This is a genomic window from Kitasatospora sp. NPDC086801 (assembly GCF_044745805.1).
GTDB lineage: Bacteria > Actinomycetota > Actinomycetes > Streptomycetales > Streptomycetaceae > Kitasatospora.
This window is the reverse complement of record NZ_JBIVAX010000030.1, coordinates 1-13,286: the sequence shown is the minus strand read 5'-3', so window position 1 is coordinate 13,286 and position 13,286 is coordinate 1. Positions and strand designations below refer to the sequence as shown.

Annotated in this window: 11 protein-coding genes; 8 read left to right on the top strand and 3 right to left on the bottom strand. The window is 72.1% G+C overall.

Going from position 1 to position 13,286, the window contains the following annotated elements; all coding sequences use genetic code 11:
• The first annotated feature begins 32 nt into the window (after positions 1-32).
• The 7 genes from ACIPLC_RS26555 (at position 33) to ACIPLC_RS26525 (ending at position 7,838) form a co-directional block, all read left to right on the top strand.
• On the top strand, positions 33-1,067 hold the full coding sequence (locus ACIPLC_RS26555) for an ArsR/SmtB family transcription factor (protein WP_400475523.1): 1,035 nt from the start codon (positions 33-35) through the stop codon (positions 1,065-1,067).
• Positions 1,068-1,857: 790 nt separating this feature from the next.
• Positions 1,858-2,058: a hypothetical protein gene (locus tag ACIPLC_RS26550; RefSeq protein ID WP_400475522.1), complete on the top strand. Its 201-nt coding sequence runs from the start codon at positions 1,858-1,860 to the stop codon at positions 2,056-2,058.
• Positions 2,059-2,453: 395 nt separating this feature from the next.
• Positions 2,454-2,717, top strand: a complete 264-nt coding sequence (locus ACIPLC_RS26545; RefSeq protein WP_400475521.1) for a co-chaperone GroES — start codon at positions 2,454-2,456, stop codon at positions 2,715-2,717.
• A 214-nt stretch (positions 2,718-2,931) separates the two neighbouring features.
• Entirely contained in the window at positions 2,932-4,377 is a 1,446-nt protein-coding gene (gene gndA, locus ACIPLC_RS26540; protein ID WP_400475520.1) for an NADP-dependent phosphogluconate dehydrogenase, read from the top strand.
• A 225-nt stretch (positions 4,378-4,602) separates the two neighbouring features.
• Positions 4,603-6,408 carry an amidohydrolase gene (locus ACIPLC_RS26535; protein WP_400475519.1) on the top strand — a complete coding sequence of 602 codons (1,806 nt, stop codon included), beginning with the start codon at positions 4,603-4,605 and terminating at the stop codon, positions 6,406-6,408.
• Positions 6,409-6,586: 178 nt separating this feature from the next.
• Positions 6,587-7,159, top strand: coding sequence for a hypothetical protein (locus ACIPLC_RS26530; protein WP_400475518.1), 573 nt, complete (start codon positions 6,587-6,589; stop codon positions 7,157-7,159).
• Positions 7,160-7,313: 154 nt separating this feature from the next.
• Positions 7,314-7,838 (top strand): MepB family protein, encoded by a 525-nt coding sequence (locus ACIPLC_RS26525; protein ID WP_400475517.1) that lies wholly within the window; start codon positions 7,314-7,316, stop codon positions 7,836-7,838.
• Positions 7,839-7,963: 125 nt separating this feature from the next.
• On the opposite strand, the gene ACIPLC_RS26520 is transcribed toward ACIPLC_RS26525, so the two are convergent.
• Both ACIPLC_RS26520 and ACIPLC_RS26515 read right to left on the bottom strand, forming a co-directional pair.
• Complete coding sequence (locus tag ACIPLC_RS26520) at positions 7,964-8,608, bottom strand: dihydrofolate reductase family protein (protein ID WP_400475595.1); 645 nt, start codon at positions 8,606-8,608, stop codon at positions 7,964-7,966.
• 256 nt (positions 8,609-8,864) lie between these two features.
• On the bottom strand, positions 8,865-9,494 hold the full coding sequence (locus tag ACIPLC_RS26515) for a TetR/AcrR family transcriptional regulator (RefSeq protein WP_400475516.1): 630 nt from the start codon (positions 9,492-9,494) through the stop codon (positions 8,865-8,867).
• Positions 9,495-9,562: 68 nt separating this feature from the next.
• On the opposite strand from ACIPLC_RS26515, the gene ACIPLC_RS26510 reads away from it, so the two are divergent.
• Positions 9,563-11,029 carry an FAD-dependent oxidoreductase gene (locus tag ACIPLC_RS26510; protein WP_400475515.1) on the top strand — a complete coding sequence of 489 codons (1,467 nt, stop codon included), beginning with the start codon at positions 9,563-9,565 and terminating at the stop codon, positions 11,027-11,029.
• 129 nt (positions 11,030-11,158) lie between these two features.
• On the opposite strand, the gene ACIPLC_RS26505 is transcribed toward ACIPLC_RS26510, so the two are convergent.
• Positions 11,159-12,610: an amidase gene (locus ACIPLC_RS26505; RefSeq protein WP_400475594.1), complete on the bottom strand. Its 1,452-nt coding sequence runs from the start codon at positions 12,608-12,610 to the stop codon at positions 11,159-11,161.
• Positions 12,611-13,286 lie beyond the last annotated feature (676 nt).

Here is a 13,286-nt window from a genome sequence, read left to right as displayed (position 1 = left end):
GGCCTTAAGCGGACCGAGGGGGAACGGGAAGCATGCGAGTGGCTGTGGCGTTCGGGGCACGGGACTTGGCCAACGTACGGTTCGCGATCTCGCCGATACAGCACCTGCTGGTCGGACTCCAGCGGGACGGCGGGGCTCCGCTGCCGGCCCGCCGGTGGCTGATCGGACTCCAGCAGAACAGCGGAGCTCCACTGCCGGCCCGCCGGTGGTGGCGCGCGGTCCGCTCCCGCGTACCGGCCCGTGCCCTGCCCCTGATCGAACTGGTCACGGCCAACCAGCTCTACATCCCGGACTTCCTCACTCCCCCGATACCGCTGGTCCCGGGCGGCGTGTCGATCGCCGACGAACTCGACGTCATCAGCGCGGTCAGCGCCGAGCAGGTGCACGGAGAACTGGCCCGGTACGCCGAACTGGGCCCCATGCCGAGGCCCGTGGCACAACTGCTCGACGGCGGCACCTCGCAGCTGAACCGCCTGTTGCGCGCGGCCCACGCCCTCTACAGCACCTGCCTGGCCGACGACTGGCCCGACATGGCCAAGCTGCTCAACGCCGACATCGGCATGCGCCGAGGCATCATCGGGGACCAGGGGACGGGCAGGATGCTGGCCGGCATCCACACGGCCTTCAGTGACCCCACCTGCTTCGAATTCACCCTCTTCGGCCTCGCCCCGGCCGTTCCGGAGCAGCTGGAACGCACCGCCGCCCCCGGGCTGGTCCTGTCCCCCAACCTGTTCCTCGGCGGCATGCTCTCCCTGGCGATCGCGAGCCCATGGCAGCAGCCCCTGTTCGCCTACACCGCTTCCGACACCGTCCTGAGGCCGCCCGCCGACGTCGACGGCCTGACCTCGCTCATCGGCAAAGGGAAGGCCGCCGCGTTGCGGGCGATCGGCACGGGATGCACCACCACCGAACTCGCCGTCCGCCTCGGGGTGAGCGCCCCGGCCGCCTCCCAGCACGCCTCCACCCTGCGCGCGGCCGGGATGATCACATCAATCCGCGACGGACAACGCGTCGTCCACTCCCTCACCTCCCTCGGGACCGGGCTGCTCACCGCCAACCCGCGCTGACTTCGGCTGGTGCGCAGTTCGGTGATGCGGCCGACGACGCGGGCGGCGAGGGCGCGCAGGACGTGGTCGCCGGCGGCTCGTCAGCTCCCGAACTCGACGCCGTACGAGCACTGGGCACCGACCACGTCATCGACTACACCCGCGAGGCTTCCTCACCGGCCCTCGACGCTACGACACCATCATCGACATCGCGGGCAACCGCAGCCTGCGGGACCTGCGCCGCGCCCGCACGCGCGCCGACGACGCTCAACACGCCACCCACCGGCAGCCCCTGCTCCTGCCGCCCGCCTTCGGGCGCGACAGGACAGCATTCCGCAGGACGCCGCCCACCGCCCACCGGCCGCCGGGTGCTCACCAACCTCCAGCCGAGGATGAGCACGCCGGGCCGAGGCCCGGCGTGCTCCTTCGGATCACGCCGGGCGCGCGGCGTGATCCGGACGAGAAGACCTGGCTGACTGTCCCCGTCAGCCGGTCGACCGTCGAACGGCAAGCAACGTGCCACCGACCCCAGGGACCGGCGCTGCTTTCGCCCCTTCCGGGACCCTGCACTCGATGTGCAGCCAGGGCCGGCCGGCCATCCTCTCCAGCCTCAAGACACTGCTGGAGACGGGCGAAGCCCTGCCCGCCGCCGGGCAGCCGGTCCACGAGGGCTGACAGTGATGATGTTCACGAGCGCCTTCCGGGCGGGGTCTGACCCAAAGGCTGACAGAGAGGGGGTGGCTGGGCGCCCTGGAGCTTCACCGATCCCGCTCCCCAGTACTGCCGCGTCTGCGGCAGCCGGATGGAACCGATGCTGACCGTCGCCACGAAGGAGCGGCGCGCGGACATCCACAGCTGGACCCCGTACGAGGACCGGGCCGCCTTGTCCGGGGACACCGTCCACCCCGGCCCGGCGACACCGACCATGATCACCATCGGCGACGGGTACAACCAGCAGGTCTTCGCCTGCCCGGTGGCGCCGGAACACCCGCACGCCGCACGGATGCAGTAGCCGACCGGAGCCACCGCGCTCCGGCTGGAACACACCGAGCGCGGCCCTGAACGCCCGGCGGCTGAGAGCCGCCAGCCGCCCCGCAACCCGAACGGAGCATGCCTGGCCCGGCAACTCGGCCGCCGCCACCGGCAGTGGCCGACCGGGGAGCGCGGGGCCGATGGCGGGCGGGCAGCGGGAAGCCGCCGCGTGGGTACGTGGACTTCGAGCGGACGAGGACGCGGATCGGCATCGACACGCCGGACCCGCTCGCCCCGGCCCGCGGCTCATGGGCGGGTCCCGTTCTCCCGCGCCCCGTTTCCGTTCGGGTGCGGGAACCGCGAACCTCGGCAGAATCAATGTGTGGGGGTGGCCCCGGCTGCGCCGCAGGCGCGCCTACGTGAGAGGACCATGCCATGCCCGACTTCCACCCGAAGCACGATCATCTGATCGTCAAGCCGATCAGGGAGTCGACCCCGCAGGACCCGGAGAGGTGGAAGGGCGAGGTGGTAGCGGTAGGACCCGGCCGGCAACTGGAGAGCGGCAAGCCGCACCCGGTGGACGTCAAGGTCGGCGAGAAGGTCCTCTTCAACAGGCTCTCCGGATCGGAGATCCAGGTGGAGGGGGAGGAGTACGTCGAGCTTCCCGAGGACGAGATCCTCGCGCTCTCCGCGGAGTAGGAACAGGGCGGAGGACGGAGGGCGGAGGACGGAGGACAACGGGCGCAGGGCCGAGGGCGGCTCGGCCGCCGCCCGCCTCCCGCGGCCTCACCGACGCGCCTCACCGACGCGCGTCACCGACCTCCGCGATCCCGACAGTCCCTCGATCCCGATAGCCCCGAGCCCCGAGCCCCCCGACCCCTGAGACCCCTGAGACCCCTTGGAGACTCCCGCCATGACCGAGCAGTCACCGGCCCGGATCGGCGTCACCGGATTGGCCGTGATGGGCCGCAACCTGGCCAGGAACTTCGCCCGCCACGGCTATCGGGTGGCCGTGCACAACCGCACGCAGGCGCGGACCACGGCACTGCTGGAGGAGTTCGGGCACGAGGGCGATTTCGTGGCCGCCGAGACCACGGAGAAGTTCGTCGCGGCCCTGGAACGCCCCCGCCTGATCGTGATCATGGTCAAGGCCGGGGCCCCGACCGACGCGGTCATCGACGAGCTGGTGCCGCTGCTCGACGAGGGCGACGTGGTGGTGGACGGCGGGAACGCGCACTTCCTCGACACCAGGAGGCGGGAGGCGGCCCTGCGCGAACGCGGACTGCACTTCGTGGGCAGCGGGATCTCCGGTGGTGAGCAGGGCGCACTGGAGGGGCCGAGCATCATGCCCGGCGGCACCCCTGAGGCCTACCGGGCCCTGGGACCGCTACTGGAGGACATCGCGGCCAAGGTCGACGGCAAGCCCTGCTGCACCCATGTCGGACCGGACGGCGCCGGCCACTTCGTCAAGATGGTCCACAACGGGATCGAGTACGCCGACATGCAGCTCATCGCCGAGGCGTACGACCTGCTGCGGCACGGAGCCGGACTGCAGCCCGACGCGATCGCCGAGGTCTTCCGGGCCTGGAACGGCGGGCGTCTGGAGTCCTACCTGATCGAGATCACCGCCGAGATCCTCGCCCACACCGACGCGGCGACCGGGAAGCCCTTCGTCGACGTCGTGCTGGACCAGGCCGAGCAGAAGGGCACCGGCCGCTGGACGGTCCAGAGCGCGCTGGAGCTCGGCGTGCCCGTGAGCGGGATCGCCGAGGCCGTCTTCGCCCGGGCGCTGTCCGGCAGCGTGCCGCTCCGGCAGGCCGGGCAGGGGCTGCCCGGCCCCACCGAGACCTGGCTCGACAGCGCGGCGGCGGACCGGTTCGCGGACGATGTCGAGCAGGCGCTGTACGCCTCCAAGATGGTGGCCTACGCCCAGGGCTTCAACCAGATCCAGGCCGGCAGCGCGGAGTACTCCTGGCAGATCGACCCTGGTGAGATGGCCGCGATCTGGCGCGGCGGCTGCATCATCAGGGCCCGGTTCCTGGACCGGATCAGGGCCGCGTACGAGGCGGACCGGGAGCTCCCCACGCTGCTGACCGACGCGCACTTCCGGGAGGCGCTCGGCTCCGCGCAGTCGGCGTGGCGGCGGGTCGTCTCGACGGCGGCCCAACTCGGGGTGCCCGCCCCCGGCTTCGCGACCGCGCTCGCCTACTACGACGGCCTCCGGGCGGAGCGCCTTCCGGCCGCACTGGTGCAGGGCCAGCGGGACTTCTTCGGCGCGCACACCTACCACCGGGTCGACCGGGACGGGACCTTCCACACCCGCTGGGAGCTGGAGGGCCGCCCGGAGGAACAGCGCTGAGACACCCGCAACCACCTTGCGGGCAACGGCCTTTCACCGATCTCACGCAGGCCCGGGCGGCGGCCCGGGGGGGGGCGGCCCGCGCCGGCCGGTCAACCCCGGTTCGGAGCGCCCGGCGCCCGGCACCCGGCGGGAGCGCCACGCCGACGAGCCGGCCGCAGAAGGTGATACCGCGATCACAGTGGGTAGGAGCGGGGCGCCACCCCCCTACCAACGGGAGCCCGCATGGCCCAGCAGGCCGACCTCATCCTCCACGGCGGCGAGATCGTCACCGTCGCCGAGAACACCGAGCGCACCGAGAACGCCGAGCGCACCGACGGCGCCGACGGCGCCGGGGGCACCGGGAGCACCGGGAGCACCGGGAGCGCCAACGGCGACGCCCGGCCCGAGGCCGTGGCCGTCAAGGACGGCACGATCGTCTTCGTCGGCCCCCGGCAGGAGGCGCTGAACCAGTGGAGCGGCCCGGACACCGTCGTCCGGGACCTTGAGGGCCGCGCCCTCCTGCCCGGGTTCGTCGACGCGCACGGGCACCTCGGCGGCATCGGCCTCCAGGCCACCATCGCCAACCTGCTGGCCGCGCCGGACGGCGATGTCACCGACCTCGGCTCGCTGAAGGACAAACTGCGCGCCTGGGCCGAGAGCCCGGTGGGCGCGGACTCCGAGTGGATCGTCGGGTTCGGGTACGACGACGCGATGCTCACCGAGGGCCGCCACCCCACCCGCGATGACCTCGACGAGGTGTCCACGGACCGCCCGGTACTCGCCGTCCACCAGTCCTTCCACCTCGGCGCGGTGAACAGTCTCGGCCTGAAGCGGCTCGGCTACTCGGCCGCCACGCCCGACCCCGAGGGCGGGGTGATCCGGCGGCGCGAACTCGCCGTCCCGCCCGCGTACGGCGAGCCCGACGGGGTCCTGGAGGAGAAGGCGTTCACCCCGGCCTCGGACCTTGCGCTCGCGGGGCTGCCGGAACGGGAACAGCTGATGCTGTTCATCACCGGCGCCGCCACGGCGGCGAGCTTCGGCTTCACCACCGTCCAGGAGGGCGGCACCACCCTCGCCAACCTCAAGGCGCTGCGGGACACCGCCGCCGCCGTGCCGTTCGGCGTCGACGTGGTCGCGTACGTGAAGGCCGGCGAGGCGACCTCCTCCGCACTGGACGACCCGATCGGGGTGAGCGACGAGTACGTGGGCGGCGTCCGCGCGGCCGGGGTGAAGCTGGTGCTGGACGGCTCGCCGCAGGGGCGCACGGCGTGGCTCACCGAGCCGTACCTGACGCCGCCGGCCGGGCAGCCCGAGGACTACTGCGGGTACCCGGCGGAGCCGGACGACGCGGTGGTGGCCAAGCAGGTCAGCACGGCGGTCGAGCGGGGCTGGCAGGTCCTGGCGCACGTCAACGGCGACGCGGCGATCGACCAGTTCCTCCGGGCGGTCGAGGCGGCCGGGCCGGGCCGGCGGCCGACCGTGGCGATCCACGCGCAGACCGCCCGCGAGGACCAGGTCGAGGCGTTCGCCCGGCTGGGGATCGTGCCGTCCTTCTTCTCCATGCACACCTACTACTGGGGCGACTGGTACCGCGGGACCGTCCTCGGCGAGCAGCGGGCGGCCGTCATCTCCCCCGCCCGCTGGGCGCTCGACCGCGGCCTGCGCTACACCTCGCACCACGACGCACCGGTGGCACTGCCCGACTCGATCGCCGTGCTGTCCAGCCAGGTGACCCGGCGCACCCGCACCGACGAGGTCGTCCTCGGGCCGGAGCAGCGGGTGTCGGCCCTGGAGGCGGTCCGCGCGATCACCCTCAACGCCGCCCACCAGTACGGCGAGCAGGACCGCAAGGGCAGCATCGAGGTCGGCAAGCTCGCGGACCTGGTGATCCTCAGCGCCAATCCGCTGACGGTCGACCCGGAGGCGATCCGCGACATCGAGGTCGTCGAGACGATCAAGGCAGGAACCACCATCCACCCGCCCGCACCCGCCGGCCGCTCCTCCGCGACCCCGGCCACCGCGCCCACCCCGCAGTGGGGCTGCTGCTGAGCGGCGGCACCCTGCCGAGTCACGCCCGGCGGGCGGGAAGCTGCCGGTGGACCTGCCGCTCGGCGCCGCGCCGCGGCCCTAGCGTGAGGCGCGGCGCCGGACGCACCGGGCCGGGCGCCGCAGGAAACCCCGCCACACCGTCAACTCCGCTTCGTCCGGAAGGACTTCACACCCACCCATGTCCAGACTCCGCTCCCGCGTCACCGCCCTGGCGGCCCTCGCCACGATAGGGTTCGGCGCCCTCGCCACGGGCACCGCCGACGCCGCACCGGCCGTCCGGGCCGCCGCTCCCACCGTGGCTCCGGCAGCCGTGGCCGCCGCGGTGTCCGAACCGACCCACATCCCGATGAACAGCCTGCTGAACCGCAACCAGGCCTGGTACTCGCCGAACGGCCACATCATGCTGGCCATGCAGGGCGACGGCAACGTCGTCCTGTACCGCGACACCACCCCGATCTGGGTCGCCAAGGGCGCCGTCCCCAACGGCAACATCCTGGTCATGCAGGGCGACGGCAACCTCGTCGTGTACGCCGCCGACAACACCCCGCTGTGGGCCAGCAACACCGGCGGCCACCCCGGCGCCGAACTGGCCGTCTACAACGAGGGCGCCATCGCGGTCCAGCTGAACGGCACGATCCTGTGGAGCACCGCCCAGTCCACGACGCCCCTGCCCAAGTGCCCGCCGTGGGGCCCGCCCTACCCGGGCCAGGTCACCTGGCCCTGGTGCCCGACCTGGCCCTTCCCGAGCTGACCTCCGCCCCGGACGGCCGCGCGCCCGGCCCGTACCCCCTGCCGCCCCTCGGACGGCGGGGGGTACGGGCCGGGCCCCGAAGGCCCGCACGCCGACACCGCACAGGGGGCACCTCCGGTGCAGGGTGCGGTGATCGCGATGGCAGGATGACGGGATGGTGACGGATCAGCCCTGGACGGGGCTCCACGGCGACCTGCTGGCGGCGAAGGCACAGGTGTACGACCCGAGCGGTTTCGCCTGTTCGCCGCCGGTGGCCGAACCGGAGAGCGCCGAGTACGCGGCTTGCGGGTTCACGATCGACGGCCGCTCGGTCCGGTTCCGCGTGGCCAAAACCACCCCGACGAAGGTGGGCCAGTTCGTCACCGTGTGGCTGCGGTCCGAGGAAGGGCCGATCCGGCCCTTCGACGCCGGCGACGGGGTGGACCTCTTCGTCATCAGCTGCCACGACGACGACGGCTTCGGGCAGTTCGTCTTCCCGCGCGAGGTGCTGTGCGAGCGCGACATCGTCTCCCGCAACGGCTCCGGCGGGAAACGAGGGTTCCGCGTCTACCCGCCGTGGGTGACCACGACCAGCCGGCAAGCCCGCAGCACACAGGCCTGGCAGGTGAACCACTTCTTCCACCTCGGCCGGAACGGGCCCGCCGACCTGACGCGCGCCCGCGCCCTCCACCACCCGTAGGCGCCTCCTTCAGTCCTCTCCCTCGCCCCCGCCCTCCCCCTCGCGTCACCCCTTCCTCTCCCTCGCCCCCTCCCTCTCCCTCGCGTCACCCCTTCCTCTCCCTCGCCCCCTCCCTCTCCCTCGCGTCACCTTCGCCAGAACAGGTGGTGCGAAACACCGCTCGGGCTGGGCACGACCTCCAGGTGGAACCGGTCGAGCAGCTCGTCGGGGGACTCCCAGAGTCGAAGTCCGGACCCGAGCTTCACCGGCGAGACCGCCACGTGCATGGTGTCGACGAGGTCGGCGGCAAGGAACTGCCGGATGGTGGTGACCCCGCCACCGAGCCGGACGTCCTTGCCCTCCGCCGCTTCCCGTGCCCGTGCGAGGACCGTGGCCGGGTCACCGTCGACGAAGTGGAACGTGGTGTCGGAGAGCGTGAACGACGGGCGCTCGTGGTGAGTCATCACGAACACCGGGGTACGGAACGGGGGCTCGTCACCCCACCAGCCGCGCCACTCGTGGTCCTGCCAGGGCCCGCGCTGCGGCCCGAACTTGTTGCGGCCCATGATCTCGGCACCGATGTCACGGGCGAAGTCCCGCGTGAAGTAGTCGTCGAGGCCCCGGCTCCCCCCGGGATCCGTACGCATCGGCCAGCTCGCCGTGGCCCCGGCCCAGGCGAACAGCCTCTCGGGACGGTCACAGCCGAACGGCCTCTCAAGGCTCTGGTGCTCACCGGCACCGATGCCGTCACTCGAGACGTTGAAGTTCATGACTCTGAGCAGTTGATCCACGTGTTCCCTCACCAGGTCTCGTCGCGTCACCGTGCGGCGAGGCGCCGCACATCATGACGTCGGAGCGGACGCGGCCACATCGACATCGGCCCGAGACTTTTTTGCGGAGCTCCGCTCATCGCTCCGTTCTGGTGTCTACGGCAGGGGCCGAGGTCGCGGCACGAGCGGCGCGAACGGCAGGAACGGAGGGAACAGCGGGAACGGCCGGACGGCGCCGACCGACGGTTCGCCGACCACCGACCCCCGACCAACATGCCTAGCCGTGCTGCCCCAGCCCGTCGCGCAGCAGGTCGAACGCCCGCTCGACGGCGCGGACGGCCTCCGGGTGCCGGTCGTCGGCGGACGCGCCGTCCGCCAGGCACTCCTGGTTCATGACCGCCAGTTCCCGCTGCACCACGATCACCTGGGCGGCCACGAGGCGCGCGGCGAGCGGGTCGACGCCCGCCTCCAGCAGCGCCTCGGCCAGCGCGTCGCTTCCGCGCTCCGTGTAGCGGGTTATCCGCGCCGCCAGGCTCTCGGTGCCGACGATCATGCGGAGGAAGGCCATGACCTCGGGGTCGTCGCACAGGCCGGTGTTCGGATCGCGGTGTGCCAGGGCGTCGAGCAGGGCCGCCCGCAGCGCCTCCAGCGGCGGCTGTCCGGCGGGTCGGGCGCGCACGATCCGGGCCGCCTCGTTCTCGTGGTCGGCGAACCGCTGCAGCACGAGGTCCTCCTTCGTCGGGAAGTACGCGAAGAGGGTCCGCCGGGAGACCTCCGCCGCCTCCGCGATCTCGGTGATCGAGACCTGGTCGAAGCCCCTGTCGAGGAAGAGGCGGATCGCCGTCGCCGCGATCGTCTCCCGGGTGCGTTCCTTCTTGCGTTCCCGCAGGCCCATCCGCTGATTCATGCACTCAGTCTACCTCGTGGTAGACTGAGTGCAGAATTGCACTCAGTTTCTTCTTTCGGGAGGTCATCGTGCGGACCGAGGTCATCGTGGTGGGGGCGGGCCCGACCGGGCTGATGCTGGCGTACGAGCTGACGCTGGCCGGGATACCGGTCGTCGTCATGGAGAAGCAGCTCACCCACAGCACCCAGTCCAGGGCGGGCGGACTCCAGCCGCGCACCGCCGAAGTGCTCGACCTACGCGGGCTGCTGGAGCCGCTGCTCGCGCAGGAACCGTCCGAGAACACCACCGGCGGGCACTTCGCCACCCTGCCGGTCGAGCTGGACTGCCGGCCCTGGCGCACCCGGTACCCCCACCCGGTCAACGTTGCGCAGGTCCGGCTGGAGGCCCACCTCGAACGGCTCCTCGGCGAGCAGGGCGTGCCCGTGCTCCGCGGCCACGAGGTGACGGCGGTCGCGCAGGACGCGGAGGGGGTCACGGCCCAGTGGCACGCGGACGGCGCCTCCGACGGCGGTGAGGTCCGGGGCCGCTACCTCGTCGCGTGCGACGGCGGGCACAGCACCGTCCGCCGGCTGCTGGGCGTCCCCTTCCCCGGCCGGGAACGCCGGATGTCCGCCGTGGCGGCCGACCTCACCCTCGCCTCCCGGTCCGAGACGGTCCCCACCGAGCGCAAGCACTTCAGCCAGTACACCCGGTCGGCCGGGGGCTTCCACGCGATCCTGCACCCCATCGGCCCGGACCTGTACCGGCTGCTGTTCGGCAAGCTCTCCGGGGAGGGCCCGGACCGCGAGACACCGGTCTCCCCCGACGAGGTCCGCGAGGCGCTGCGCGCCGTGTACGGCCCCGACACGGAACTGGGCGAACTGCGCGCCGCCTCCCGGTTCGGCGACGCCGTGCGCCAGGTCGAGCGCTACCGCGAGGGCCGGGTGCTCTTCGCCGGGGACGCGGCGCACATCCACATGCCGATCGGCGGCCAGGGCGTCAATCTGGGCGTCCAGGACGCGGTCAACCTGGGTTGGAAGCTCGCCGGCACGATCCACGGCTGGGCACCCGCCGGCCTGCTCGACAGCTACCACGAGGAGCGGCACCCGGTCGCCGCGCGCGTGCTGCGCCACACCCGCGCCCAGGCCGTGATCATGAATCCCGGCCGGGACGAGGAGCTCGGCACGGTCCGCGAGCTGGTGACCGAGCTGCTGCGCCTGCCCGACACCAACCGGTACGTCTCGGGCCTGATGTCCGGCCTGGACCTCCGGTACCCCGGCGTCGGCCCCCGGCTGATCGACGTGGACCTGACCACCGAGGACGGTCCGACCCGGGCGAGCCGACTGCTGCACACCGGCCGGGGCCTGCTGCTCTCCCTCGACGGCAGGCGACGGTCGGTCGGCCACCGGTCCGACCGGGTCGAGCACGTCATGGCGAAGACCGACGAGGACGTCGACGGCGCCGGCGCCCTCCTGATCCGCCCCGACGGCTACCTCGCCTGGACCGACACCGACGGCACCCCGCTCGACACCGCCCTCGCCCGCTGGTTCGGCTGAGCCCCCGGGCCTTCGCCGGTCCGTCGTGGATCCACGACAGACCGGCGAAGGCACCGCGGCTCGGAGGGTTCGGGTCCGGCGAGCGGGCAGCGCCTCCGCACATGCGGAGGCTCCCCCGCGGTACGCCCCCTACTTCGGCGCCTGGAAACCGCCGATCTTCTGCTCCAGCAGCTCGGCCAGCCGCAGCGGAGTGCGGTCCTCGAACATCGGACCGATGAGCTGCACTCCCACCGGCAGGCCCTCGGGCGACCGGCCCGCTGGTATGGCGGTGGCAGGCAGACCGGGCATGGTGGCCAGACCGGCCCAGACGAGCTGGTCGAAGTACGGGTACTCGACGCCGTCGATGTCGATCCGACGCTTCATCAGGTCGGGGTTGTGGTCGTGCGGGAACGCGGGAGTGGGCGTGATGGGACACACCACGACGTCGAACGCGGCGAAGAACTGCCGCCAGCCATGGCGGTGGAGCTCGCGACGGCTGTTCGCCTCGATCCAGTCGCGGTGGCTGAGCACCATGCCGCGCAGCCGCGCCGCATCGAGGCTCCGGTCGTCCGCGCTCAGTCCGGCGGCGCGGGCCTGCAACTGCTCGTGCGCTTCGACGGGAAAACGTGCGACGGAGCCCGAAAACAGGAACTGCGTGTAGAGCACCGCGGCTTCGGTCAGGTCGGGCAGCAGCGGACTGTGCCGTTCGACGCGGGCGCCGCCCTCGACGAGCGCGTCGGCCACCCGGTTCACGCCCGCCCGCACGGCGGACCCGGTCGGAATGAGCGGATGCTCGTCGAGGACCAGGACCCGGAAGTCGCGGAGCCGTTCGTGGCGCGCGGGCGGCAGCGTCAGGTGGTACGCCACCCCGTGCGTCAGCGGGTCCGGTCCGGCCATGACGTCGAGCAGGAGCGTGAGGTCGCGGGCGGTGCGCGCCATCGGACCGACGACGGCGAGGTCGTGCTCGACCGGCAGGACCGGCCCGGGCGGCGGGACCATGCCGCGGCCCGCCGCCAGCCCGAGTGTCGGCTTGTGCGCGTAGACACCGCAGAAATGTGCGGGGGTGCGCAGCGAACCGGCGAGGTCGGAGCCGATGGACAGCGCGCCGAATCCGGACGCCAGGGCCGCCGCCGATCCGCCGGAGGATCCGCCCGAGGTACGACGGTGGTCCCACGGGTTGTTGGTGGTGCCGTAGATCTCGTTGAAGGTCTGCACGTCCTGCAGCCCCAGGGGCACATTGGTCTTGCCGAGCACCACCGCGCCCGCGGCCTTGAGCCGCGACACCTGCACCGCGTCCTCGGCCGGCACGAAGTTCCGGTGCGGCGGCATACCCCAGCTCGTGGGCAGCCCCGCGATGTCGTACGACTCCTTGACCGTCACCGGAATGCCCAGCAACGGCCGGTCCTCACCGCGGGCGCGCGCCTGGTCGGCAGCGCGCGCGGCGGCCCGTGCACGGTCGAAGTCCGGCACACAGATCGCGTTGATCGCACCGTCGTCCCGTTCGATACGGGCGATCGCCTCGTCGGTCAGTTCCGCGGAGGTCACGGCACCGGCACGCAGGGCGGCCGCGAGTTCTTCGGCCGTCTGAAAGTTTCGCTCCATGAATCCGACCGTACCGACCGCTGGAACAGGCCACGAAATGCCACTTCGCACAACGGGTGGGCGTCTCAACGCTCGTCATGTTCCGCTCGGCCACGGACGATTCGCCCGACCACCACCGATGCCGACGCGCGGGCGGACCCGATGCCGGCCTGGGAGTTCAGGAGACCTTCGCCGGACACCCGAGCGCACCTCGCGAGACTGCGATGCGACATATGACCGCCGAATTCCACTGCACCAGGCGCTGGCGGGTCGTGACGACGACGGGGCGGCCGACCGACGCCGGTTCCTCCGGACCGCCGGCCTCGACGAGATCGCGGTCAGCATCGGATACCGCTCGACGGGACGTGCACAGTCCAGCGATTCCACAGCCCGGACCGTCAGCCGACGCGTCTCCTCGTCAGGATCTGCGGGCCCTGCAAGAGAATCATTCAATTCGGTACCGGTGATGCTTTTCGCCCACGGGTCATGCCACTCCGACTCGTCGCCCTGCTGCCGGCGCCGCTTCAGGGCTAGTACTCCAGCTGTAGATCGCTCTTTGGGCTGCTGGTGCCTACGCTTTCCGCGGTTTGCGGCGCTTGCCGCAGCTGCCGTGTGGCCGGTTCCGGTCCTGCTCCAGCATCGTCGCGTCGAACTGGGCTTTGCTGGTCACTGCTCGTGGTTCAGGCACGAGCGTGGT